We start from the raw sequence: 22,792 nt of genomic DNA on the forward strand, positions 1-22,792 counted from the left end.
GTCCACATCGTCACGGTCGAGCGTCAGGTCCTCGGCGAAGTGCCGGTCGCCGGTGGCGTCGGGCACGTACTTCACACAGACAACGATCCTCAAGCCCACACCGACTCTCCTTACGGTTCTCGGACATCCGCGCTGCCGGATATGCGCTGCCGCCCCGGAGCACCTGAGCGAGACTATGGCACTCAGTACCCTGAGTAAAGGTACTGAGTGTCACTCTTGCCGGTGCTGATGCTACGTTCCCTCCATGACGGACGTACGCGACGAAGGCAGGGCACCCACGACGGTCAGCGGGTCTGGACCAGCCGGCAAAACACCCATGCGCGAGGTGCTCGTCGAGGCCGCGTTCCAGCTCTTCATGGAGCACGGTTTCGAGCGGACCACGGTGGACGACATCGTGGCGCGGGCCGGAGTGGGACGCCGGTCGTTCTTCCGCTACTTCCCGTCCAAGGAAGACGTCGTCTTCCCCGAACATGAGCGCTGCCTTACCGAGATGAGCGCCTTCCTCGCGACGAGCACCGACGGCGAACCGCTCGACGTGGTCTGCGACGCGGCCCGTCTCGTGATGCGGATGTACGCCGCGAACCCCGAATTCTCCGTGCAGCGCTATCGACTCACGCGCGAAGTGCCCAGCCTGCGCGGCTACGAGCTGTCCGTGGTGCACCGCTACGAGCGGACCCTTGCCCACTACCTCCGGCAACGCTACGCGGGAGACCGGAACGGATCACTTCGGGCGGAAGTGCAGGCCGCGGCCGTCGTCGCCGCGCACAACAACGGGCTGCGGACCTGGCTGCGAGACGGGGGCCACGGCGATGCCGCGAAGACGGTGGACCAGGCGCTGACGTACGTCCTGCAGACGTGGGGCGACGCCGACGAATCCACGGAGACCGGCACCGCGCCCACACCTGACGACGACGTGATCGTCATGGTGGCGCCACGAGGCGCTCCCATGTGGCGCGTGGTGCAGAAGATCGAGAAGACATTGGGGGACGACTAGCCACAGGCATGGCACGCAGCGCCTTGACCGAGGGTACTCAGTGCCATAGCGTGCCGACACCGCCTGCGGCAGATCATCGACGCGTTCCAGATTCGGCGGCTTTGGAGGCATTACCGCCGTCGGCACGCCTCCCGTCAGCCCGCCCTTCCTCCCCATGAAGGACTGCCATGGAAACTGTCTCCCGTCTCGGTGTCGTCGGCTGCGGCCTGATGGGTTCCGGCATCGCCGAAGTCGCCGCCCGCCAGGGCCTGGACGTACTGGTGGCCGAGGCCACCCATGACTCAGCCGAAGCCGGCCGCCGCCGCCTCACGGCCTCCTTGGACCGTGGCCTACGGCGCGGCAAACTCACCGAGGACGAGCGCGACCAGGCCCTGGCCCGACTGAGGTACACCTGCCACCTCGGCGACCTGGCCGACCGTCAGTTCGTCATAGAGGCGGTCGCTGAACAGCGGGATCTCAAAACCACGGTCATGCGGACCCTCGACACGGAGGTCGTCGACCCCCGGGCGGTCCTGGCCACCAACACCTCCTCCCTTCCCGTCGCCGACCTCGCAGCCGTCACCAGCCGACCGGAGCAGGTCATCGGCATGCACTTCTTCAACCCGGTCCCGGTACAACCCCTGGTGGAACTGATCCCCGCCCTGACCACCACCCGCGAGACACTGGAGCGTGCCAGGAACTTCGCCGCCCAGCGGCTGGGCAAACGGACGATCCAGGCCCCGGACCGCTCCGGCTTCGTGGTCAACGCCCTGCTGGTGCCCTATCTACTGGCCGCTGTCCGCATGGTGGAGACCAGTACCGCCAGTCCAGAGGACATCGACCACGGGATGGAGTTGGGCTGTGCCCACCCCATGGGGCCGCTGCGACTGCTCGACCTCATCGGACTCGATACCGCCCAGGCCGTTGCCGAGTCCCTGTACGAAGAGTTCAAGGAACCCCTGTACGCGCCGCCCGCCCTGCTGCGCCGCATGGTCGCCGCCGGACGCTTGGGCCGCAAGAGCGGCAGCGGCTTCTACACCTACTGAAGGCGTCATCAACGGGGCGGGCCCTGAGGAGGAGCGGGAAGAAGAGGTGGCGGCAACCACCGCGACGCTCGCATCGGATAGTGCGCGCCAAGCGCGGCCCCTCGCCGAACGACCCGACCGGTAACCCCGGGCTGCTGTGGCCCGCGGCCCGGGGCCACCGGCGAGAGCGCGATCGCTCCGAGCACACCTACGGCCGGCTCACCATGCAGGACACACACATCGCCCGGACGTGCCTCACCCGGTCACGAAGGTCGTCACGCTTCGGGCGGGAAGCTCGCTCGTGAAGGAGCCGTTCGATACGTTGATCGCACCCCTGGGCGCGAGGTTTCTGCTCGCGTCCGTCAGCCAGGACGACGCACTGGACGAGGTGTTGTTCACCAGGGTGAACGGCTGACTCACTGTCGAGGTCCCCTTGTTGATGGCGATGACGACCACTTTGGAATTTCCGCCTTTGTACGCCGAGACGTAGAGGTTCGGCTGCGGATTCGAGGTCGCGTTGATCCGCACATACCCCGGGCGGACGAACTTCGCGAAGTGTGCCAGGTTGGCCCCGCGCTTGCTGATGCGCCCGTCTTCCCGCATCGGGCCGTAGCTGCGCCGGATGTACCACCACACATAAGCCTGGAAATCGGCATCCACCAGGGCACGGTGGACGTGTTCCCCCACGTCGAGCGCTTGGGGCCAGAGGTCCGCCGAATCGCTGCTGTTGGGGTGGTAGACCTCGGTCATCCAGAGTTCCTTGCCCCTGCCTCTTTCCTTGAAGAGGGGGTAGGGAAAATTCTGGTACGGCGTGCCGTACAGGTGAGCCCCGAGAATATCCATATTGGCGAGCGCTCCCGAATCGTTGAGAATCGGGTCCGAGAAGCTCTTCACATACTGGAAGGACTCCGGCGCGATGACCTTGGTGCCGATCGAGCCGGCGTTCTCCCGCAGGAACCGGATCATCTCGTTCGGAGTCCACCATGTCCAGTCATGCGCGTAATCGGGCTCGTTCTGTATGGAGATCGCGTACAGGTTCACGCCGTTGTCCCTCATGAACCTGTAGAAGTCGTCCAGGTGCCGCGCATAGGCGCCATACATGTCGTACCGGAGCCGTTTCGCGTTGGCCTGATTGCCATGCACGAAGGTCTCCACCATTTGAGCAGGGGGATTCCAAGGCGACGCGATGACGGTCGCCCCGTGCTCGATGGCTCGCCGCGCCGTCGCCACCTCACGACTCCAGTCCGCCCGGTTCTCGTGTACGGGGATTCTCAGCACGGAGAGCCCGAGCTGCCCCTCGCCGTTACCGAACGCCACGTCCCTCTGGGCAGGCGTCAGGTCGTTGATCCACAGAGTGTGGTTCATGCCGCCGAAACCCCGGATGGTCTGCCGCTCCGCCGCCGGGTCGACGATCACGCCGGCGGCCACCGTTGCGGACGCCCCCACGGCCGGCGTCGCGGACGCGAGGACCGGCAGGGCGCCCATCGTGGCCAGAACAGACCTCCGGCTCGGGTCTTTTTGCCCTCGCCCCACGGATTGCTCCCGATGCGACGTCATCGATTGTCCCTCCTGGATGATGGCATTGATCTGCGCTGCCCCGACTCTCATTCCGTGGCCTGCGCCGGAGCCCTTTTTTGAGCTTGGGAGCGCTCCCAGGACCCGCCCGGAGGCGTCGTAGGCGCGACACCGTCGTTGGGGCGCGTTCGCGAGCGAACGGTGACAGGCCTGGTGGGCATGGAGCCTCCTGGTCCACGAACACGCGTCTGTCAGTCGGACGTGGCGCGAGGGCGCCGGAGGGCAGTGCGTTCCGACGCGGTCCCACACCGGGCTCCGGGGCCGAGCAGCCGCTGCCCCGGGGCCGCTGATCACGGTGGTGCTCACGGCGCCGGCCCTGGCGACCGTGGAACCGTCCGGGAGCGGGCGTCGGGGTGCGGCGGCCCGGGTCGCGTCAGGACTTCGGGTCCCGCCTCTTCCGGCCCTTGTGTGAACGGTCACACCATCGTGTGATTGTGGTGACGCAAGCCGAAGTGTCAATAGCCATCGCAGCGGGGGCTTCTCCGGGCCGGTCGCGCCATAGCCAGGGGCCCGGCGTCGGCGCAGGACGATCGCGTCCCGTGGCGTCCAGGTGGAGAGCAGGCCAGTGACCGGTCACAAACACCCCCCGCCGACGAGGACCCCGGCCATACTGTGCGACGGCCGCCGCCTCTCCGGCGACTCCCTCGCCACCACTTGCCGCGTCACTTGGGGTCTGATGAGTCGGCATCCGTTCGCACACCAGCCGCTGCTTCCCATCGTGGTCTCACGCCCGGGAGCCGACACGGGCTGATGCGCACCCCTGCTGACGGCGCCCCCACCGTGACCATCCGCGACGTGGCACGGCTGGCCGGCGTCTCTCACCAGACAGTCTCCCGTGTCATCAACGGGCACGCCTCTGTCGCCGGTGCCACCCGTCGCCGGGTCGAGGACGCCATCGACTCGCTCGGTTTCCGGCCCAACCGCCTTGCCCGCGAGCTCGCGGGCAAGGCGGCCCGCTCGCTGACCCTCACCAGCGACACCAGCCTGTACGGGGCCGCCTCGACGCTGCGCGGCATCGAGGAAGCCGCGCGCGCTGCCTCCTTCGCCGTCGCCGTGAGTGTGCTGGACCGCCACGCTGTTCCGGACCGGGCCGAGTTGCGCGCCCGCCTGGCGCGGCCGGGCGAGCCCGTCGTGGTCATCGCTTTCGACGCCCCCGGAGTGCACGCCCTGCGACTGCTGCCCACGGACACACCGGTGGTGGCCGCCGTCGAGCGCCCTTCCGGCGGCGAGCCGGTCTCCACCCGGACGCAGGTCTGGCTGGACGACCGGATCGCCGCCGGCCGTGCCACCCGCCCCTACTGGGCCGGGGTCACCGCACCGTGCAAATGCACTACCTGGCACTGCCGTCCTCGACCGCTCGGGTGGCCCAGCGCACCCTGGGCTGGCTGGACGCGCTGCGTGCGGCCGGTGCCCCGGAGCCACCCGTGGTGGAGGGAGGCTGGACGCCGCGCACCGGCTACCTCGCCGCGTGGGAGCTGGTCGCGAATCCGTCGGTGACCGAAATGCTGTGCGGCAACGACGACGTGGCCGCCGGGGTGATGCGTGCGGCCCGCGAAGCCGGACGTCATATCCCCCGGCGACCTGAGCGTGGCCGGTTTCGACGACGTGCCCGCCGCGGCCTTCCTCTCCCCCGCCCTGACCACGGCCCGCCTCGACTTCGAGGGGCTCGGCCGCACCTGCTTCGGGCTGCTGCACCGGTTGCTCGATCCCGCGGCGCCCGCCCCCGCCCCCTGCGACGAACCCGCTCTCATCGTCCGCGAAAGCACCGGCCCGCACCGCGGGCGGCTGAACCACAGGCGAAGAATCAGCCGTCGTCCACAAGCGCCGAGAGCCAGGTGCCGCATCAGCCTTGCGGACTTCGTTTCGGTCCTCGTCCGACTTCGCCAGTTCGTCGGCGCGAGAGGTGTTGACGTCTCTCACCATCCGCCTATCATCCATGCTTGTCCGGGCAGCCGATTATTGTTCGCCATTCCGAACAGCAATCAGACGGACAGGTTTGTGTCGGCCCCACAGACCAGCGCTGAAAGGCGTTATCCGCTGCGATGTGCCCATGCGTCAACGCGCCGCATACCAAGGGGAATCCCAACGGGGACAGGGGCGCTGCGGCAACTGCGACCAGCCGACACAGGGAGACGCCCATGCCCCACATCCAGCAGGACCGCCGCTCCACGTCCACCGTGCCGGCACGTCATCGCTCCTGTGGCACTCCGGCCACCACAAAGGAGAACGACCCTCCATGTCCTGGCTCCAACGCGAGCACAGTCGCCGCTCCGCACTGGCAACAGCCACCGGGCTGATGGCGGGAGCCGCCCTGCCCGTCTCCACCGCCCCACCCCACGGCCCCGCCGGGGTCGCCCTCACAGCCGCCGGTCCGTACGCGAATCCGGTCATCTGGCAGGACTTCGCGGACATCGACATCATCCGCGTCGACAACACGTACTACTACTCGGCCTCCACCATGCACTACTCGCCAGGGGCACCCATCCTCCGCTCCTACGACCTGGTCAACTGGGAGTTCGCCGGGCACTCGGTGCCCGTCCTGGACTTCGGCCCCAAGTACGACCTGAGCGGCGCCCGCGGGTACGTCAAGGGCATCTGGGCGTCGTCCCTCGCCTACCGTCCGCGCAACCGCACGTTCTACTGGCTGGGCTGCATCGAATTCGGTACGTCGTACGTCTACACCGCTCCGTCCGTCGAAGGGCCGTGGCGCAGGCTCACCGCGATCAACAACGCCTACTACGACGCGGGCCTGCTCGTCGACAGCGACGACACCCTGTACGTGGCCTACGGGAACACCACCATCAGCGTGGCCCAGCTCTCCGCCGACGGGCGCAGCCAGGTCCGTGCGCAGCAGGTGTTCACCGCGCCGTCGAGCGTCGGGACGCTGGAGGGCTCCCGCTTCTACAAGATCAACGGGAACTACTACATCTTCCTCACCCGCCCGGCGAACGGCCAGTACATCCTGAAGTCGACCAGCGGCCCCTTCGGCCCGTACACGATGCGGCAGGTCCTGCTCAACCTGGGCGGGCCGGTCTCCGGCGGCGGGGTGCCGCACCAGGGCGGGCTCGTACAGACCCCCGGCGGGGCCTGGTATTACATGGCCTTCGTGGACGCCTACCCCGGCGGCCGGATCCCCGTGCTGGCCCCGGTCAGCTGGACCTCCGACGGCTGGCCCGTCGTACAGCTGGTGAACGGCGCCTGGGGCGCGTCGTATCCGAGCCCGGTCGTCCCCGCGCCGCCCCGCCAGGTCACCCCGCTGATCGGCGTCGACACCTTCGACGGCACGGCCCTTAAGCCGAAATGGGAGTGGAACCACAACCCGGACAACACCAAGTGGTCGGTCGAAAACGGTCTGACGCTGCGCACCGCCACCGTCACGAACGACCTGTACTGGGCCCGCAACACCCTCACCCATCGCATCCAGGGACCCACCTCCACCGCCACCGTCCAGCTCGACCACTCCGCGATGCGCGACGGCGACCGGGCCGGGCTCGCGCTGCTGCGCGACTCCTCCGCGTGGATCGGGGTGAGACGCGACAGCGGCGCGACGCGGGTGGCGATGGTGAACGGGCTGACGATGGACGGCAATTGGAACACCACCGGCACCGGTACGGAGGTGGCGAGCGCCCCCGTCCCCAGCGGCCGCATTTGGCTGCGCGCCACCGCCGACATCCGCCCGGGCGCGGGACGTCCGGGCACCTTCTCGTACAGCACCGACGGGGTGAACTTCACTCGTCTCGGGCCCTCGTACACCATGGGCAACGACTGGCGGTTCTTCATGGGCTACCGGTACGCCATCTTCAACTACGCCACCCAGGCACTCGGCGGGTCGGTCAAGGTCACCCGGTTCGAACTGTCCACACCCTGAGTCCGGCCCGTCCCCCGCATCGAACCCGTATGGACAGGGAAACGTCCCAGTCCATTTTTGGGAGCGCTCTCATAACCCCAGATTCGTCAGGAACAACGGCTGCGCCGGACAGAACCCGCCCGAGCCGGCACAGGGCAGCCGTACGCACAGAATCACCACCTACGCGGGGTGTTCGGCAGGGCATCCAGTCGAGTGGGCCGCGTTCGACGAAGGCCACATCGCCGCTCCCCAGGACGGGGCCGGTGGTGACAGCGGCTCCAAGACCTGGGTCCCCGGAGAAATCTGGAAGTTCTTCACACAGTTCTAGACCACCGACTCCGGTGCCGGCCCGGAACACCCCGGCGCCGGAACCCCGGAAACTCCCGGGCCCGCACACCCGTGTCTCATCCCTCATCCGGTAGAGGAGTTCATCCGTGACCATTCGACTGACGTTACGCCCCTTGAGGCGCACGTTCCTGGCGACAGCGGCGGCAGCCGCCCTCGGCGTCGGCGTCCTCACCGGCACGGCCCCGGCCTCCCAGGCCGCGGCCTCGCTGCCCTGCGACATCTACGCCTCCGGCGGCACGCCCTGTGTGGCGGCGCACAGCACGACCCGCGCACTGTACGGCTCCTACAACGGACCGCTGTACCAGGTGCGCCGCGCCTCCGACAACGCCACGCGGGACATCGGCGTGCTGAGCCCGGGCGGATACGCCAACGCCGCCGCACAGGATTCGTTCTGCGCCGGCACGACCTGCCTCATCACCGTCGTCTACGACCAGTCCGGCCGGAACAACCGCCTCACCCAGGCGCCTCCCGGCGGCTTCCCCGGCCCGGCTCCGGGCGGATACGACAACCTCGCGAACGCGACAGCGGCGCCGACCACGGTCGGCGGCCACAAGGCCTACGGCATCTTCGTGGCTCCTGGCACCGGGTACCGCAACAACAACACCAACGGCGTCGCGAAAGGGGACCAGCCGGAGGGGATGTACGCCATCCTCGACGGCACCCACTACAACGGCGGCTGCTGCTTCGACTACGGCAACGCCGAGACCAACAGCCGTGACAACGGCAACGGCACCATGGAGGCCATCTACTTCGGGAACAACAAGGTCTGGGGCTACGGTGCCGGCAACGGCCCCTGGATCATGGCCGACCTCGAGAACGGCCTGTTCTCCGGGGTGAACCAGCGCTACAACGCGGGCGACCCGACCATCAGCCACCGGTACCTGACCGCCATCGTCAAGGGCGAGCCGAACCACTGGTCCATCCGTGGCGGGAACGCACAATCGGGCGGTCTGTCGACCTTCTACAACGGACCGCGCCCCAACGTCCCGGGCTACAACCCGATGAAGAAAGAAGGGGCCATCATCCTCGGCATCGGCGGTGACAACAGCCACGGCGCCGCCGGCACGTTCTACGAAGGCGTGATGACGTCCGGCTACCCGTCGGACGCCACCGAGAACGCGGTGCAGGCCAACATCACCTCGGCCGGTTACGGGAAATCGTAGAAGCCTTCCGGGCGACCACGATCACCTCTCGCAGTTCCGACCGGCCTCGCCAAGGTGTCCAGCGGGGCCGGTCGCGCGCTCGGGTGCGAGGCGACAGTCATCCCTCGACGGTACGGGGGCGCGTGGCCAGGCCGGCGAGGACCAAGCTGAGCCAGCGGGCGCGGGCGGCGGCCGGCCGGCTGGTCGGGGCGCTGGAGAGAGAGCGTGTGCCGCGGTCTTGACGGCGTGGTTGATGGCGGACGCCTCCACCACGCGGCCGAGGACGGCGGTGATCTCATCCAGCGCGGGATGCCCCAGAGGCCATTCCTGAGGTGCCCTTCACCGCCCCGGCCGGCACTCCGGCGGGGGTGGAGGTGCTGTCACTGGCCGGTCTGCGCCGGCGCATCACAGCGGGCAGCCTGGCCACGCCTCCCTGCGGCCCGTCGCCACCGCCCGCCGGGGCGGCGCAGGTGTGTCACGCTCAGCGGGCTGCCGCCTCGGGGCTCCGGGGGCCGTCCGCCGCGGTCTCTCCGTCGGCGAGGGCATGGGCGGCGTACGTGATGCGGATGACGCCGTCGGCGTGCCGTTCCGTGTGTGCGCGGACGCCGAAGACGTCGCCGAGTATCTGCGGGATCAGTACGTCCAGGACCGGTCCTGCTGCCACCACGGTTCCCTCGTGCAGGACGACGAGGTGGTCGCAGAGCCGGGCGGCCAGGTCGAGGTCGTGCAGGACCGCCAGCGTGGTGATGCCGGTGGAGCGGATGAGGTCCAGCAGTTCGAAGCGGGCGCGGATGTCGAGGTGGTTGGTGAGTTCGTCCAGCACCAGGAGCCGGGGGTTCTGTGCCAACGCGCGGGCCAGCAGCACGCGTTGGCGTTCCCCGCCGGACAGGGAGGCGTAGTCCCGGTCCGCGAACGGTCGTACGCCGCAGCGGTCGACGGCGTCGGCCACGGCCCCGTGGTCCTCGGCCCCGTCGCGTCCCAGCAGACCGTGGTGGGGGGCGCGGCCGAGAGCGACGATCTCGGTGACGGTCAGTCCGGTGGTATTGCCGCCGCCGTCCTGGAGGACGGCGGCGGTACGACGGGCCGCGGTGCGAGGGGACAGGGCCCATACGTCGTCCTCGCCGACCCTGACCACACCATCCGCCGGTCGCAGTGAGCGGTAGACGGTGCGGAGCAGGGTGGAGTTGCCGCTGCCGTTGGGGCCGACGAGACCGACGATGTCGCCCTTGCGGGCCTGAAGACTGACATCGCGGAGGATCGGATTGCGGTCGAGCGTGACGTGGAGCCGGTCGACGGTGAGTTTCATGCTTCTAGTCCAGACCCTTGTTACGGCGCAGCAGCCACAGGAAGAAGGGAGCTCCGAGCAGAGCGGTGAGGATGCCCAGGGGCAGTTCGTCGGGGCGGTTGAGGGTGCGGGAGAGCAAGTCCACGAGGACCAGGTAGACCGCGCCCAGCAGGGCCGTCAGGGGCAGCAGCCGGCGATGGTCGGCGCCGGTGGTCAGGCGCACCAGGTGCGGGATCATCAGGCCGACGAAGCCGATGCTGCCGGCGACGGCGATGACGCTTCCCGTCAGCAGCGCGCTGAGCACCAGGAGCACGGCGCGCAGCCGGTTGACGTCGACGCCGAGCGCGGTGGCGGACTCGTCGCCGGCCAGCAGGACGTTCAGCCGCCGCCCGAACAGGGACAGGAGCGTGGTGGTGACGAGCACGACCCCGGTGACCGTGGGGAGCTGGTCCCACTGGGCCCCGGCCACGCTGCCCAGCATCCAGAACATGACCGTCCGCAACTCGGTCGGAGATACCTGGAGCTGGACGTAGCTGGTCGCCGAGAGGAAGACGTAGCCGACGGCGACCCCGGCCAGTACCAGCCGGGTCGGGGCCAGCCGTCCCCGCCGCTGCCCGAGCGCGAAGACCAGCGCCCCGGCGGCCAGCGCGCCGATGAAGGCCGCCGCCGGCACCCCGAGCCCGGCGAGCGCGGCGCCGCCGCCGAGGGTGATGACGAGGACGGCGCCGAGCGTGGCGCCGTAGGAGAAGCCCAGCACGATGGGGTCGGCGAGTGGGTTGGACACCACGGTCTGCAGTACCGCGCCGGACACGGCGAGGCCCGCGCCGACCAGGGCGGCCAGGACCACCCGGGGGGTGCGGAAGTTCCAGACGATCTGGTCGAGCGCGGGGTCGGAGTGCGCCGCCCCCGCGCCGGTGACGTGGTGGAGGACGATCCCCCACACGTCGCCGAGCGGAACGTTGACCGCGCCGATACTGATCGCCACGATCATCGTGACGATCAGCGCGATGGGCAGGAGCGTGAACGCCAGCGGAGCCTTGAGCCGGGTCAGAACGCTTCGGGGTGCAGCAGCTTGGCGATCTTCTCGACGGCCAGGTCGTTGCTCGGGCCGAGGCACATCGAGTCCGACAGCGTCACGTACGTGTTGTTCTTGGCGGCCGGCCACTGGGGGAACTCCTTGAGCAGTTTTTTGGCGTATGCCGCCGGATCGGGGTCGTTGTAGCCGATGACGACGAGGGCGTCGACGTCGGTGGCGGCCACCTTCTCCTTGCTGAGGTCGGCGAAAGTGGCCTTGGCGGCGTTCTCGAAGGCGTTGGCGCCGCCGGCTTTGGTGAGGATGTCGTTGACGATGCCCTTGGCGAAGACCGAGCTGAAATCGTTGCTGCCCATGGACATGTTGGAGAAGAGCACCATGACCTTCGGGGGCTTCTCTCCCTTGACCTTCTCGGAGACCGCCGCGATGTTCTTCTCGGAGGCGGCGATCAGCTTTTCGGCCCTGTCCCTGACGTTGAAGATCTTTCCCATGTCGCGCAGCAGCTGGTATCTGTCGGCGACGGTCATCTTGGAGGGGTCGTCGTCGCAGCCCTGCGGGGAGACGTAGCTGTTGGCTCCCACCGGCTTGAGCTGCTCGCGGGTGGCGAAGCCGTTCTTCTGGTCGAAGCCGTACCTGGTGACGGACAGGACGAGGTCGGGGCGCAGTCCGAGCATGGCCTCGCGGGGGATGTCGTAGGCCTCGTTGAGCTTGATGTCGCCGGTGGGCAGGGCCTTGATGGCGGCGGCCCGGCCGGCGACCTCGGACATGCCGTAGGTCTGCTGGTTGGCGACGATCTTGTCCTGGAGGCCGAGGGCGAGGAGGGTGGAGACCTCGGCGACCGATGCGCCGTTCATGACGACGGCCCGGCCGGGCGCCTTCTCGAAGGTCTCGCTCCGGCCGCAGTTGTCCAGGGTCACCGGGTATCCGGTCTTCGAGGCCGCGGTCTCGGTCGTCTTCGTGCTCGCCTTGTCGTCGTCCGAGGAGCCGCCGCATGCCGCTGTCAGCAGACAGAGGGCTGCGGCCAGAGCGGTGGTGGCCGGCCGGTTCATCGGCATACGGGCTCCCTGCGTGCGAAAGGAATTCATCGGGCTGAAAGTTGTCTTTCAGGTAGTCGGGCCGAAGTGGTCCCGAGTTCCAGGAATTCCCGGATATTTCCGCGAGAGTCGCCCAATGGGGCCGCCGTCCACCGGGGCGGGCAGCAACACCCGCTGCCACACGGTGGCCGAGGTGCAACGAGCCCTCGCGCACGTCGGCGGCCCGCACCCACTCAACAGGTGGATGCGGCCCACGGATGAATTCCCCGCGAACTTCTGGTGCGCTACACCGGGTTCGGTGAGGGTGCTCCGAACGCGACGGCGATCAGGAGCTTCGCCAGACGACGCCGCGCTGCTCGTACTCCATGACGGACTCGACGCCGAGGGCGATGGATGCTCCGCACTCGCGGGTGATCATCCAGAGCGCCAGATCGATTCCGCTGGTGACACCGCCCGCGGTCACCAGGTTCCCGTCGTCAACGACTCGCGCGTCGATCACCTTGCCTCCCTGGGCGGCCAGTTCGGCCTTGGCCAGGTGGTGTGTCGTGCACGGACGGCCCGTGGTCAGGCCTGCCGCGGACAGCACCATGACTCCTGTGCAGATACCGGCGACGGTGGCTCCGGCCTGCTGTGCCCGTACGAGGTTCCGCAGGACATCGGGATCATGCATCAGCTGGTCGCCGCCGCCCGGCACGATCAGAAGATCGGTGTCGGTGGGCTCCCATGCGGTCGGCACCGTGATTCTGGTGCCGAAGAAGCATGTCACCTCGCCGGGAGCCGACGGCCGCACCAGTGTCGTTTCCACCTCGCCGCCCGCCTGCGCGGCGTGGCCGAGAACGTCACGCGGCCCGATGGCGTCCTGCTCCTCGACCCCGTCGTACATAAGGATCTGAACACGTAGAGGCATCGGCTTCGTCTCCTTGGCTGGTGAAGCGTCCGTGGACGCTGCGGGCGCTGCGAAGGTCCCGACCGAACCGGGACCGGCAATCGCGACTGACGGGTGGAGCAGGTTCCTGCGCTCCACCGGCCCCTCACGTCCGGCCCTCATCGCTCTTCGGGAGTAGCGCTGCTTGTCCTATGAGTCGGTCGCGCGGGTCGCATAGTTCCCGTCCGTCTCCGACTCGCCCCCGCTGCGAACGCGACGCCGCGCAGTGGTCGATGAGCGCGCCCACCACCGCGCAACCGGTCTACCGCAGGCCGGAATTGAGTCGCTTCCACCGCAAACTTCCCGTCTGGCACGCCTCGTTGTCCCCCAAAGCGGAGTGCTAGGGTCCGGTGCGGGCGAAGATCAACTTTCGCGCCCCGACAGTGGCGACCGGCCGTTGCTGTCGTTCCCTCTCCCGCACTCATGGATGGATGGCGCCTTCATGTCTCTGCCGCTCGACCCGCCCCCCGCCGACCAGAACGGCCGACAGCCGCAGCTGAGCCTGGCCACGGCTGCCGCGCGGAATCTGGCGAGTACGACCAAGACTCCTCCGCAGATGCAGGGTCTCTCCTCACGGTGGCTGCTGCGCCTGCTGCCGTGGGTGCAGGTCTCCGGAGGTGCGTACCGGGTGAACCGCCGGCTCACCCACACCCTCGGCGACGGCCGGGTCGAGTTCGTCGCCACCGGCACGGACGTCCGGGTCATCCCGGCCGAGCTGCGTGAGCTGCCGCCGCTGCGGGACTTCACGGACGAGCAGGCCCTGGGCGCGCTGGCGGAGCGGTTCGAGCAGCGGGACGTGGCCGCCGGCGAGACCATCGTGGAGTCGGGCCGCCCGGCCGACGAGGTCGTTCTCATCGCGCACGGCAAGGGCAACAAGCTGGGCACCGGCAAGTACGGCGACCCGACCGTCCTCGGTGTGCTCGCGGACGGCGACTACGTCGGCGAGGGGCTGCTGACCGGCTCGGCCGGCGAGTGGGAGTTCACGGTGCGCGCGGTGACGGCGTGCACCGTCCTGAGCCTGTCCCGGGCGGCGTTCGAGGAGGTCCAGGGCCGCTCGGAAGGACTGCGCACGCACCTGGAGGCGGTCCGTTCCGCCCCTCGCCCGCCGCAGAACAAGCAGGGAGAGGCCGCCATCGACCTCGCCTCCGGGCACGAGGGCGAGTGGACCCTGCCGGGCACCTTCGTCGACTACGAGCTCAGCCCCCGCGAGTACGAGCTGAGCGTTGCCCAGACCGTGCTCCGCGTGCACAGCCGCGTCGCCGACCTCTACAACGACCCCATGAACCAGGTGGAGCAGCAGCTCCGTCTCACGGTCGAGGCACTGCGCGAGCGCCAGGAACACGAGCTGGTCAACAACCGCGACTTCGGTCTCCTCCACAACGCCGACCTGAAGCAGCGCATCCGTACGCACAGCGGCCCGCCCACTCCCGACGACCTCGACGAGCTGATCTCGCGGCGGCGCAAGACCCAGTTCCTGCTCGCCCACCCGAAGGCGATCGCGGCCTTCGGCCGGGAGTGCAACAAGCGCGGGCTCTACCCGCAGGGCGGCGAGCTGGAGGGCCACCAGGTGCCGGCCTGGCGCGGCATCCCGATCCTGCCCTGCAACAAGCTCCCGGTCAGCCCCGCCGGCACCAGCTCCATCCTGGCCATGCGCACGGGCGAGGAGGACCAGGGCGTCGTCGGCCTCCACCAGACCGGCATCCCCGACGAGATCGAGCCCGGCCTCAACGCCCGCTTCATGGGCATCGACGAGAAGGCGATCATCTCCTACCTGGTCAGCACCTACTACTCCGCGGCGGTACTCGTGCCGGACGCGCTCGGCATCCTCGAAGACGTCGAGATCGGCCACTACGAGAGCTAGAGAGTGCCGGGCGGGTCAGGGTGCGCCCCCGAGGGGCGCCGGTGACCGCGCGACCGGCCATGGGATACGCGCGCCCCGCACCCGCCCCCGGCGTGATCCGCCGGACACGGCTTGACCGCACGCTTCGCATTCAGGAAAGGGCCGGGCACCCGTGACACAGCCTTTTGAACTGCCGGACTTCTACATGCCGCACCCCGCGCGCCTGAACCCTCATCTGGAGGAGGCGCGGCAGCATTCGAAGCGGTGGGCCCGTGAGATGGGCATGCTCGAAGGCTCGGGGGTCTGGGAGGAGCGGGACCTCGACGCGCACGACTACGCCCTGCTGTGCGCCTACACCCACCCCGACGCGTCCGGCCCGGCCCTTTCCCTGGTGACCGACTGGTACGTGTGGGTCTTCTTCTTCGATGACCACTTCCTCGAGGAATTCAAGTACACGAACGACCGGGAGGGCGCCAAGGCGTACCTGGACCGGCTGCCGCTCTTCATGCCGACCGACCCGGCCGCGGCCGTCCCCGAGCCGACGAACCCGGTCGAGGCCGGTCTGGCCGACCTGTGGGCCCGTACGGTGCCGAGCATGTCGGCGGACTGGCGGGCGCGGTTCGCGGAGAGCACGGAGAACCTCCTCAACGAGTCGTTGTGGGAACTGTCGAACATCAACGCCCACCGCATTCCCAACCCGGTCGAGTACATCGAGATGCGCCGCAAGGTCGGCGGCGCCCCCTGGTCGGCGGGGCTCGTCGAGTACGCGATCGGGGCCGAGGTGCCCGCGCCGGTCGCCGCGTCACGCGCGTTGCAGGTGTTGCGGGACAGCTTCTCCGACGCCGTGCACCTGCGGAACGACCTCTTCTCGTACCAGCGCGAGGTCGAGGAGGAGGGAGAGAACAGCAACGGCGTGCTGGTCCTGGAGACGTTCCTCGGCTGCGGCACCCAGGAGGCCGCCGACGCCGTCAACGACCTGCTCACCTCCCGCCTGCAGCAGTTCGAGAACACCGTCTTCACCGAGCTTTCTCCGCTCTTCGCCGAGACCGGCCTGGGCCCGGACCAGTGCGCGGCCGTCCTCGCCTACGTCAAGGGGCTGCAGGACTGGCAGTCGGGCGGCCACGAGTGGCACATGCGGTCCAGCCGCTACATGAACGGGAGCGGGGCGGAGGGGGATCCGGTCCCGTCGGGACGCGGCGGGTTCTCGCTCCTGCCGAGCGGGCTGGGCACCTCGGCGGCGCGGATCGGGCTGACGACCACCCGCCGGGCCGAGGCCGGCCGGCTGCGGAGCTTCACCCACGTCCCGCACCAGCGCGTGGGGCCCTCGCAACTGCCCGATTTCTTCATGCCGTTCACCACCCGGCTCAGCCCGCATCTGAACGGCGCCCGGCGGAACGTGGTCGAGTGGGGGCACCGCATGGGCATGCTGGAAGCCCAGCCCGGCATCCCCGGCTCGCACATCTGGACCGAGCGCAAGCTCGCCGGTTTCGACTTCCCCCTGTGCGCGGCCGGCATCCACCCCGACGCCACCCCCGGGCAGCTCGACATCACCTCCGGCTGGCTGACCTGGGGCACGTACGGGGACGACTACTTCCCCGTCGTCTTCGGCCGCACCCGGGACCTGGCCGGGGCGAAGGCCGCCAACCAGCGGCTGTCGTCCTTCATGCCGGTGGACGGCTCCGTGCCGCCCGCCCCCGCCAACGCGCTGGAGCGCGGCCTGGCCGATCTGTGGACCCGCACCGCCGGCCCGATGACCCCGCAGGCCCGCCGTACCTTCCGTACGGCCATCGAGGACATGACCTCCAGCTGGCTGTGGGAACTGGCGAACCAGGCCCAGAACCGCATCCCCGACCCCGTCGACTACATCGAGATGCGCCGGATGACCTTCGGCTCCGACCTCACCATGAGCCTGTGCCGGCTGGCCCACGGGCAGCAGGTCCCACCCGAGATCTACCGGAGCGGCCCGTTGCGCTCCCTGGAGAACGCCGCCGCCGACTACGCCTGCCTCCTCAACGACGTCTTCTCCTACCAGAAGGAGATCGAGTACGAGGGCGAGGTGCACAACGGTGTCCTGGTCGTCCAGAACTTCTTCAACTGCGACTACCCGACCGCCCTCGGCATCATTCACGACCTGATGACCTCCCGGATGCGCCAGTTCCAGCATGTCGCGGAGCATGAACTCCCCGTCGTCTACGACGACTTCAAGCTGGGCCCGGAGGCCCGCCGCATCCTGGACGGCTACGTGCGCGAGCTGGAGAACTGGCTGTCGGGCATCCTCACCTGGCACCGGGGCTGCCGCCGCTACACGGAGGAGGACCTGCGCCGCGACCTCCCCGGGCGCCCGCACCGCCGCCTCGGCATCCCCACCGGTCTGGGCACCTCGGCCGCCCACCTCCCCCCGCTCACGCGACGGCGGTGACGCCCCGACGTCTCCCCACGCCCCCGGCGAGCACGCCGACGTACGCGGTCACGGTGCGGGCGGGGCCGCCTGCACCAGGCCCGTCTGATAGGCGATGACGACCAGCTGGGCGCGGTCGCGAGCGCCCAGCTTCATCATGGCGCGGTGGATGTGGGTGCGCACGGTCAGCGGGCTGAGCGTGAGGATCTCGGCGATCTCGGTGTTGGACCTGCCCTCGGCGGCCAGGCCCATCACCTCGCGCTCGCGGACGGTGAGCTCCGACAGGCGTTGCGGGGCCGCGAGATGGGCGCCGGGGGCGGGGGACATGAGGAAGTTCGTGATGAGTGTGCGGGTTGCTGCGGGAGACAGAAGTGCCTCGCCGGAGGCGACCGTACGCAGACCGGCCAGCAGGGTGTCGGCGGTGACGTCCTTACCGAGGAAGCCGCTGGCACCGGCACGCAGCGCCTGGGCGACGTAGTCCTCGGTCTCGAACGTCGTCAGGATGAGGACGCGGGTGGCGGCCAGCTCCGGGTCGGCGCAGATCGCGGAGGTGGCGGCGAGACCATCCGTGCCCGGCATCCGGATGTCCATGAGGACGATATCGGGGTGGTGGGCGCGGGTCAGTTCCAGCGCCTCCGCGCCGTCCGAGGCCTCGCCGACCACTGCCATGTCCTCGCAGGAGTCGATCAGGATCCGGAAGGTGGCCCGCAGCAAGGTCTGGTCGTCGGCGAGCAGCACCCTGATGGTCATGACTCTTCTCCTCCTGCTGGAACATCAGCGGCGGCTTCGGATACCGAGGGCTGGAGCGGCAGCGCGGTGGCGACCTCGAACCCGCCTTCCGCGCGGGGTCCCGCACGGAGTTCTCCGCCGATGGTGTGGGCGCGTTCACGCATGCCCATCACTCCGAAGCCCCGGCTCGGCACGGCCTCGGCGGCAACGGTGGTGCCGGTGGTGTCCGGACCGTCGTTGCTGACCGTGATCAGCAGGCGTGACCCGGAGTAGGCGAGGCGTACCTGTGCGGAGTCCGCGGCGGCGTGCTTGGTGACGTTGGTGAGCGCCTCCTGCACGATCCGGAACGCGGTCAGGTCCACCCCGGGGGAGAGCGGACGGGGCTCTCCTGTCGTGGTGACCGTGACGGCGACCCCAGCGGACGCACACGCCGAGACCAGTTCGGGCAGGCGGGCGAGGCCGGGGGACGGCTCCAGCGATGTGGCGGCCGGGTCGTCGGATCGGCGCAGCAGTCCCAGCGTGGCCTTCAGCTCGCGCAGCGCGGAGGACGTGGTGCCGGTCAGGTCGGTGAGGATCTCCTTCGTCTGCTGCGGACTGGTGAGCGCGAGGTGGGCGGCCGTACCGGCCTGCGCGTTGGCCAGGGCCAGGTGGTGGGCCACGACGTCGTGCAGTTCGCGGGCGATGCGCATGCGCTCCTCGGTGACGCGCAGCCGGGCCTCCTCCTCCCGGGTGTGCTCGGCGTGTTCGGCGCGGGCCTGCACCGATGCCAGGTAGGCACGCCGCAGCCGGGTCATGCTGCCGGCGGCGAGCGGCAACAGCAGCCAGAAAAGTGGGCCGATGATCCTGAGCACCAGGGACAGGCCGTCCATGGAGTCGGAGACCACTGACGCGGCCATCAGCGCCGCCATGACGGTGACTCCGAAGACGCGTGTGGTCCTGCGGTCGGTGAGCGTGGCCAGCCAGTAGAGCGCCGTCATGACGGGGGCCAGCAGCAGTGGGGTGAGCAGGTACCCCAGCGCGACCGCGATCGCCGTGCAGACCGCGGTCACGACGACGGCGGTGCGCGGGTGGCTGCGGTACCTCAGCAGGGCGAGGCAGGACACGCCCATGAGGACGGTGGCCATCCTGTCCTGGTCGGGCGGGTCGGCGCCGGGCAGAGTGAGATTGCCGCCGAGGGACGCGCACCCCATCAGTGCCAGGACGACCACCACGTCGGCGACGCGGGGGTAGCGGTCGGCGTACTGCTCGAAACGGTCCGTGTAACGCTCAAAGCTGGTGCTCATCGGGCTCTCCGGTCGCTGCTCTGGGACCATCCTGACCGTTCCCCGCCCGCTGCACATCCGACAGGGCCGCCCGTGTCGTTCGGCACGGGCAGCCGCGTCGGGTGGGCCGGGCGGTCGTATCAGGTTCGGGCCACTTCCCGGGCGGGCGTCCCGGCCGGTTCCGGGTCCGCTTCCGGCCGGCGGCTGAGCGCCTCGCCCTCCACATCGACGTTGGGCAGCAGCCGGTCCAGCCACTTCGGCAACCACCAGGCCTTGTCGCCGAGCAGGGCGAGCACGGCGGGCACGATGGCCATCCGTACGACGAAGGCATCGAACAGGACGGCGGAGGCGAGTCCGAACCCGATCATCTTGATCATGGAGTCGGTCTCGCCGACGAACCCGGCGAACACCGCGATCATGATCAGCGCGGCGGCCACCACCACGCGGGCACTGTGCCGGAAGCCGGATGTGATCGCCTGGCCGGGCCGCTCGCCGTGGACGTACGCCTCCCGCATCCGCGAGACCAGGAACACCTCGTAGTCCATGGCCAGGCCGAAGACGATGCCCACCAGGAAGATCGGCATCAGGCTCATGATCGGGCCGGTCTGTTCCACGCCCAGGAGCCCGGCGGCGTGGCCCTGCTGGAAGACCAGGACGACCACGCCGAGGGAGGCCAGCACCGACAACAGGAAGCCGAAGGCGGCCTTCAGCGGGACGAGCAGGGACCGGAAGACCACCAGCAGGAGCACGATCGCGAGGCCCACCACGACGACCAGGTAGGGGATCAGCGCGCCCTGCACCTTGTCGGAGATGTCGATGTTCAGCGCGGTGGTGCCGGTGACCTCGAAGGTCGCCCCCGTCTCGGACTCGACCCCGGGCCGCTCGCCCCGGATGGTCGTGACCAGGTCCTTGGTCTTCTCGGCGGTGGGCGCCGTCGACGGCACGACCTGGAAGACGGCCGTGTCACCGGCCTCGTTGAAACGGGCCGGGGAGACGGACACGACACCCTCGGTGTGCCCGATCTCCTTGGCGACCGTCTCGGCGGCGCCCTTCGGGTCGGCGTCCCCCTTCGCGTCCACGACGACGGTCAGCGGCCCGTTGAAGCCCGGACCGAAGGCCTTGGCGAGCGCGTCGTAGGCCCGGCGCTCGGTGGTGGAGGTCGACTTGGCCTCGTCCCCGGGCATGCCGAGCTGCAGGTCCGTCATCGGCACCGCGAGGGCCCCGAGGCCCACCACGCCGAGCAGGAGCACGGGCAGCGGATGGCGCAGGACGAACCACGCCCAGCGGGTGCCGTGGTTGTTCTCGGTGTTCTCCTCGACGCGGCCGCTTCGGCGGGCGCGCCGCCGGAGCACGGCGTTCGGCCAGAAGCCGAGGAACGCCGGGACCAGCGTCAGCGCGATCAGTACGGCGACAACGACCGCGCCCGCCGCGGCGAGCCCCATCTTGGTGAGCATCGGGATGCCGACCACCGTGAGTCCGGCCAGCGCGATGACGACGGTGAGCCCGGCGAACACGACCGCGGAACCGGCCGTGCCGACCGCCAGACCGACCGCCTCCTGCGGCACACGGCCCTTGGCGCGCTCCTCGCGGTAGCGGGAGACGACGAACAGGGCGTAGTCGATGCCGACGGCAAGGCCCAGCATCATCGCCAAGGTGCCGGTCGTCGTGGACAGGCCCAGCGCCTCGGACAAGGTCAGGATGGTGGCCATGCTCACGCCGACGCCGATGACGGCGGTCAGCAGCGGCAGTCCGGCGGCGGCCAGGGAACCGAAGGTGACCAGCAGCACGACGGCGGCTATCGCGACACCGATCACCTCGGCCGCGCCGCCGGGCCCACCGCCGTCGTCCATCGCGCTTCCGCCGGCCTCGACGGTCAGCCCGGAGTCCTGGGCCGTGTGGATGGCCCGCTCCAGCTGGGTCCTGCTGGCATCGGTGAGGTCGTCGGCAGCGACCTTGTAGGTGACGGCCGCGTACGCGGTCGTGCCGTCCTTGCTGACGGCCTTCGCCCGGAACGGGTCGACGGCGCTCGCGACCTGCGTGCCGTCGGCCAGGTCGGCCACGGCCTTCCCGATGGCCTGCTTGTTCTGGGTGGCGGTGACCTTCTCACCGCTCGGCGCGACGAAGACGACCCGGGCGGTCGCGCCGTCGGCGGTGGCTCCGGGGAAGCGCTGTTCCATCAGGTCGAACGCCTTCTGGGACTCGATGCCCGGCATGGAGAACCCCTCGTCGGTGGCTCCCGGGGACTTGAGGGCACCCAGCCCGACGGCGGCCAGGACGGCCGCCCAGACCAGGGCGACGTACCAGCGTCGCCGGAAGGCCAGACGGCCCACTTGGTAAAGGAATGTTGCCACGACAGAGCTCTCCACATCTGGTGCCGACTGTCCGCCCAGGCTCTCCGGGAGCGGGCCATCCTGTCGTCGTACGCCTGCCGACAGTTCTCGCTACTGAGAACGCAGTACCACCGGGCTGAGCGGGTCCGCCGCTGGTACGACGGATCCGCCGGGCACGAATGCGTCACCACTTCAGATGGTGATGACGCCGGGAGTGACGCACATGATCGGCAGACGCGGTTTCAGCAAGGCCCTGGGGCTGGGCGCGGCCACCGTCTCACTGACCGGCCCGCAGGGCCCGCAGGCCGCGTCCGCCGCCACTCGGAGCGCATCCGCGGCGCCGGCAGCCCCCACGGCCACCTCCGGAGCACACACCACATTCCCGCGGCTGAAACGGATCAGGGCCGGCCTGCTGAACGTCGGCTACGCCGAACTGGACCCCACCCACGGCCCCGCGGTCATCTGCCTGCACGGCTGGCCGTACGACATCCACAGCTACGTCGACATCGCCCCTCTGCTGGCCAAGGAGGACTATCGAGTGATCGTCCCCTATCTGCGCGGCCACGGCACGACCCGCTTCCTCTCCGAGAGGACGTTCCGGAATGCCCAGCAGTCGGCCATCGCCCTCGATGTCCTCGCCCTGATGGACGCCCTGAAGATCGCGAGGGCGGTTCTGGCCGGCTTCGACTGGGGCTCACGCACCGCCGGCATCGTCGCCTTCTCGACCGAGCGGGGCCGGCTCGCCATGGAGGACAACTACCGCTGGCGACTGAGCCTCGCCGACGGCGAGCGCCGCTACGACCAGCTGGAGAAGCGGCTCGCCGCACGACCGGTCATCGAGGTGCCCACCATCGCCCTCGACCCCGAACGGGACCCCTTCACCCCTCCGGACAACGGAGCCTGTACCGGGACAGATTCACGGGTGAGTACGAGCACCGAACCCTGACGGGGATCGGCCACAACCTGCCCCAGGAGGCACCCGCCGCCTTCGCCCAGGCCGTCATCGACGTGGACCACCTCTGACGAGGCTTCGACCAGCCCGTACG

Annotated in this window: 13 protein-coding genes and 8 pseudogenes; 12 read left to right on the top strand and 9 right to left on the bottom strand. The window is 69.4% G+C overall.

The annotated features are described in order from the left end of the window. A pseudogene (locus ACFZCY_RS44095) lies at nucleotides 1–99 on the bottom strand (electron transfer flavoprotein subunit beta); the annotation flags it as partial. A gap of 217 nt (nucleotides 100–316) precedes the next feature. Between ACFZCY_RS44095 and ACFZCY_RS44100 the strand changes: the two are divergent. Together ACFZCY_RS44100 and ACFZCY_RS44105 are read left to right on the top strand one after the other, a co-directional pair. After that, nucleotides 317–994 carry a TetR family transcriptional regulator gene (locus ACFZCY_RS44100; RefSeq protein ID WP_391187332.1) on the top strand — a complete coding sequence of 226 codons (678 nt, stop codon included), beginning with the start codon at nucleotides 317–319 and terminating at the stop codon, nucleotides 992–994. A 167-nt stretch (nucleotides 995–1,161) separates the two neighbouring features. Continuing rightward, nucleotides 1,162–2,019, top strand: coding sequence for a 3-hydroxybutyryl-CoA dehydrogenase (locus ACFZCY_RS44105; protein WP_391187255.1), 858 nt, complete (start codon nucleotides 1,162–1,164; stop codon nucleotides 2,017–2,019). Nucleotides 2,020–2,253: 234 nt separating this feature from the next. On the opposite strand, the gene ACFZCY_RS44110 is transcribed toward ACFZCY_RS44105, so the two are convergent. Continuing rightward, complete coding sequence (locus ACFZCY_RS44110) at nucleotides 2,254–3,555, bottom strand: glycoside hydrolase family 30 beta sandwich domain-containing protein (protein WP_391187257.1); 1,302 nt, start codon at nucleotides 3,553–3,555, stop codon at nucleotides 2,254–2,256. A gap of 768 nt (nucleotides 3,556–4,323) precedes the next feature. Between ACFZCY_RS44110 and ACFZCY_RS44115 the strand changes: the two are divergent. The 7 genes and pseudogenes from ACFZCY_RS44115 to ACFZCY_RS44145 form a co-directional block, all read left to right on the top strand. Further along, a pseudogene (locus tag ACFZCY_RS44115) lies at nucleotides 4,324–4,482 on the top strand (LacI family DNA-binding transcriptional regulator); the annotation flags it as partial. Nucleotides 4,483–4,898: 416 nt separating this feature from the next. Beyond that, a pseudogene (locus ACFZCY_RS44120) lies at nucleotides 4,899–5,084 on the top strand (transcriptional regulator); the annotation flags it as partial. Between the two features lie 31 nt (nucleotides 5,085–5,115). Beyond that, nucleotides 5,116–5,328, top strand: a pseudogene (locus tag ACFZCY_RS44125) (substrate-binding domain-containing protein); the annotation flags it as partial. Between the two features lie 481 nt (nucleotides 5,329–5,809). Further along, the gene (locus ACFZCY_RS44130) at nucleotides 5,810–7,441 is read left to right on the top strand and encodes a family 43 glycosylhydrolase (RefSeq protein ID WP_391187259.1); all 1,632 of its coding nucleotides are present in this window, start codon (nucleotides 5,810–5,812) and stop codon (nucleotides 7,439–7,441) included. A gap of 64 nt (nucleotides 7,442–7,505) precedes the next feature. Next, nucleotides 7,506–7,748, top strand: a pseudogene (locus ACFZCY_RS44135) (cellulose-binding protein); the annotation flags it as partial. Nucleotides 7,749–7,854: 106 nt separating this feature from the next. Next, nucleotides 7,855–8,919 (top strand): annotated as a pseudogene (locus tag ACFZCY_RS44140) (arabinofuranosidase catalytic domain-containing protein); the annotation flags it as partial. A 314-nt stretch (nucleotides 8,920–9,233) separates the two neighbouring features. Then, nucleotides 9,234–9,341 (top strand): annotated as a pseudogene (locus tag ACFZCY_RS44145) (AraC family transcriptional regulator); the annotation flags it as partial. Between the two features lie 50 nt (nucleotides 9,342–9,391). Here ACFZCY_RS44145 and ACFZCY_RS44150 read toward each other — a convergent pair. The 4 genes from ACFZCY_RS44150 to ACFZCY_RS44165 all read right to left on the bottom strand — a co-directional run bounded on the left by ACFZCY_RS44150 (nucleotide 9,392) and on the right by ACFZCY_RS44165 (nucleotide 13,169). Next, nucleotides 9,392–10,216 (bottom strand): ATP-binding cassette domain-containing protein, encoded by an 825-nt coding sequence (locus tag ACFZCY_RS44150; protein WP_391187261.1) that lies wholly within the window; start codon nucleotides 10,214–10,216, stop codon nucleotides 9,392–9,394. A 4-nt stretch (nucleotides 10,217–10,220) separates the two neighbouring features. Further along, nucleotides 10,221–11,186 carry an iron chelate uptake ABC transporter family permease subunit gene (locus tag ACFZCY_RS44155; RefSeq protein ID WP_391187264.1) on the bottom strand — a complete coding sequence of 322 codons (966 nt, stop codon included), beginning with the start codon at nucleotides 11,184–11,186 and terminating at the stop codon, nucleotides 10,221–10,223. A gap of 56 nt (nucleotides 11,187–11,242) precedes the next feature. Beyond that, nucleotides 11,243–12,283, bottom strand: a complete 1,041-nt coding sequence (locus ACFZCY_RS44160; RefSeq protein ID WP_391187266.1) for an ABC transporter substrate-binding protein — start codon at nucleotides 12,281–12,283, stop codon at nucleotides 11,243–11,245. A 304-nt stretch (nucleotides 12,284–12,587) separates the two neighbouring features. Further along, entirely contained in the window at nucleotides 12,588–13,169 is a 582-nt protein-coding gene (locus ACFZCY_RS44165) for a DJ-1/PfpI family protein (RefSeq protein WP_391187268.1), read from the bottom strand. Between the two features lie 460 nt (nucleotides 13,170–13,629). On the opposite strand from ACFZCY_RS44165, the gene ACFZCY_RS44170 reads away from it, so the two are divergent. Together ACFZCY_RS44170 and ACFZCY_RS44175 are read left to right on the top strand one after the other, a co-directional pair. After that, nucleotides 13,630–15,048 (top strand): family 2B encapsulin nanocompartment shell protein, encoded by a 1,419-nt coding sequence (locus ACFZCY_RS44170; RefSeq protein ID WP_391187270.1) that lies wholly within the window; start codon nucleotides 13,630–13,632, stop codon nucleotides 15,046–15,048. 151 nt (nucleotides 15,049–15,199) lie between these two features. Beyond that, on the top strand, nucleotides 15,200–17,446 hold the full coding sequence (locus tag ACFZCY_RS44175) for a family 2 encapsulin nanocompartment cargo protein terpene cyclase (protein ID WP_391187273.1): 2,247 nt from the start codon (nucleotides 15,200–15,202) through the stop codon (nucleotides 17,444–17,446). A gap of 48 nt (nucleotides 17,447–17,494) precedes the next feature. On the opposite strand, the gene ACFZCY_RS44180 is transcribed toward ACFZCY_RS44175, so the two are convergent. The 3 genes from ACFZCY_RS44180 to ACFZCY_RS44190 all read right to left on the bottom strand — a co-directional run bounded on the left by ACFZCY_RS44180 (nucleotide 17,495) and on the right by ACFZCY_RS44190 (nucleotide 21,767). Then, nucleotides 17,495–18,175 (bottom strand): response regulator, encoded by a 681-nt coding sequence (locus tag ACFZCY_RS44180; protein ID WP_391187275.1) that lies wholly within the window; start codon nucleotides 18,173–18,175, stop codon nucleotides 17,495–17,497. Beyond that, complete coding sequence (locus ACFZCY_RS44185; RefSeq protein ID WP_391187277.1) at nucleotides 18,172–19,437, bottom strand: histidine kinase; 1,266 nt, start codon at nucleotides 19,435–19,437, stop codon at nucleotides 18,172–18,174. Before ACFZCY_RS44185 ends, ACFZCY_RS44180 begins: the two co-directional genes overlap by 4 nt. Nucleotides 19,438–19,556: 119 nt before the next feature. Beyond that, a complete protein-coding gene (locus tag ACFZCY_RS44190) occupies nucleotides 19,557–21,767 on the bottom strand; it encodes an MMPL family transporter (protein ID WP_391187279.1) in 2,211 nt (736 codons plus the stop codon). 202 nt (nucleotides 21,768–21,969) lie between these two features. Here ACFZCY_RS44190 and ACFZCY_RS44195 point away from each other — a divergent pair. After that, nucleotides 21,970–22,769: pseudogene (locus tag ACFZCY_RS44195) on the top strand (alpha/beta fold hydrolase). Nucleotides 22,770–22,792 lie beyond the last annotated feature (23 nt).

This window comes from Streptomyces sp. NPDC007983, from assembly GCF_042958345.1.
GTDB lineage: Bacteria > Actinomycetota > Actinomycetes > Streptomycetales > Streptomycetaceae > Streptomyces.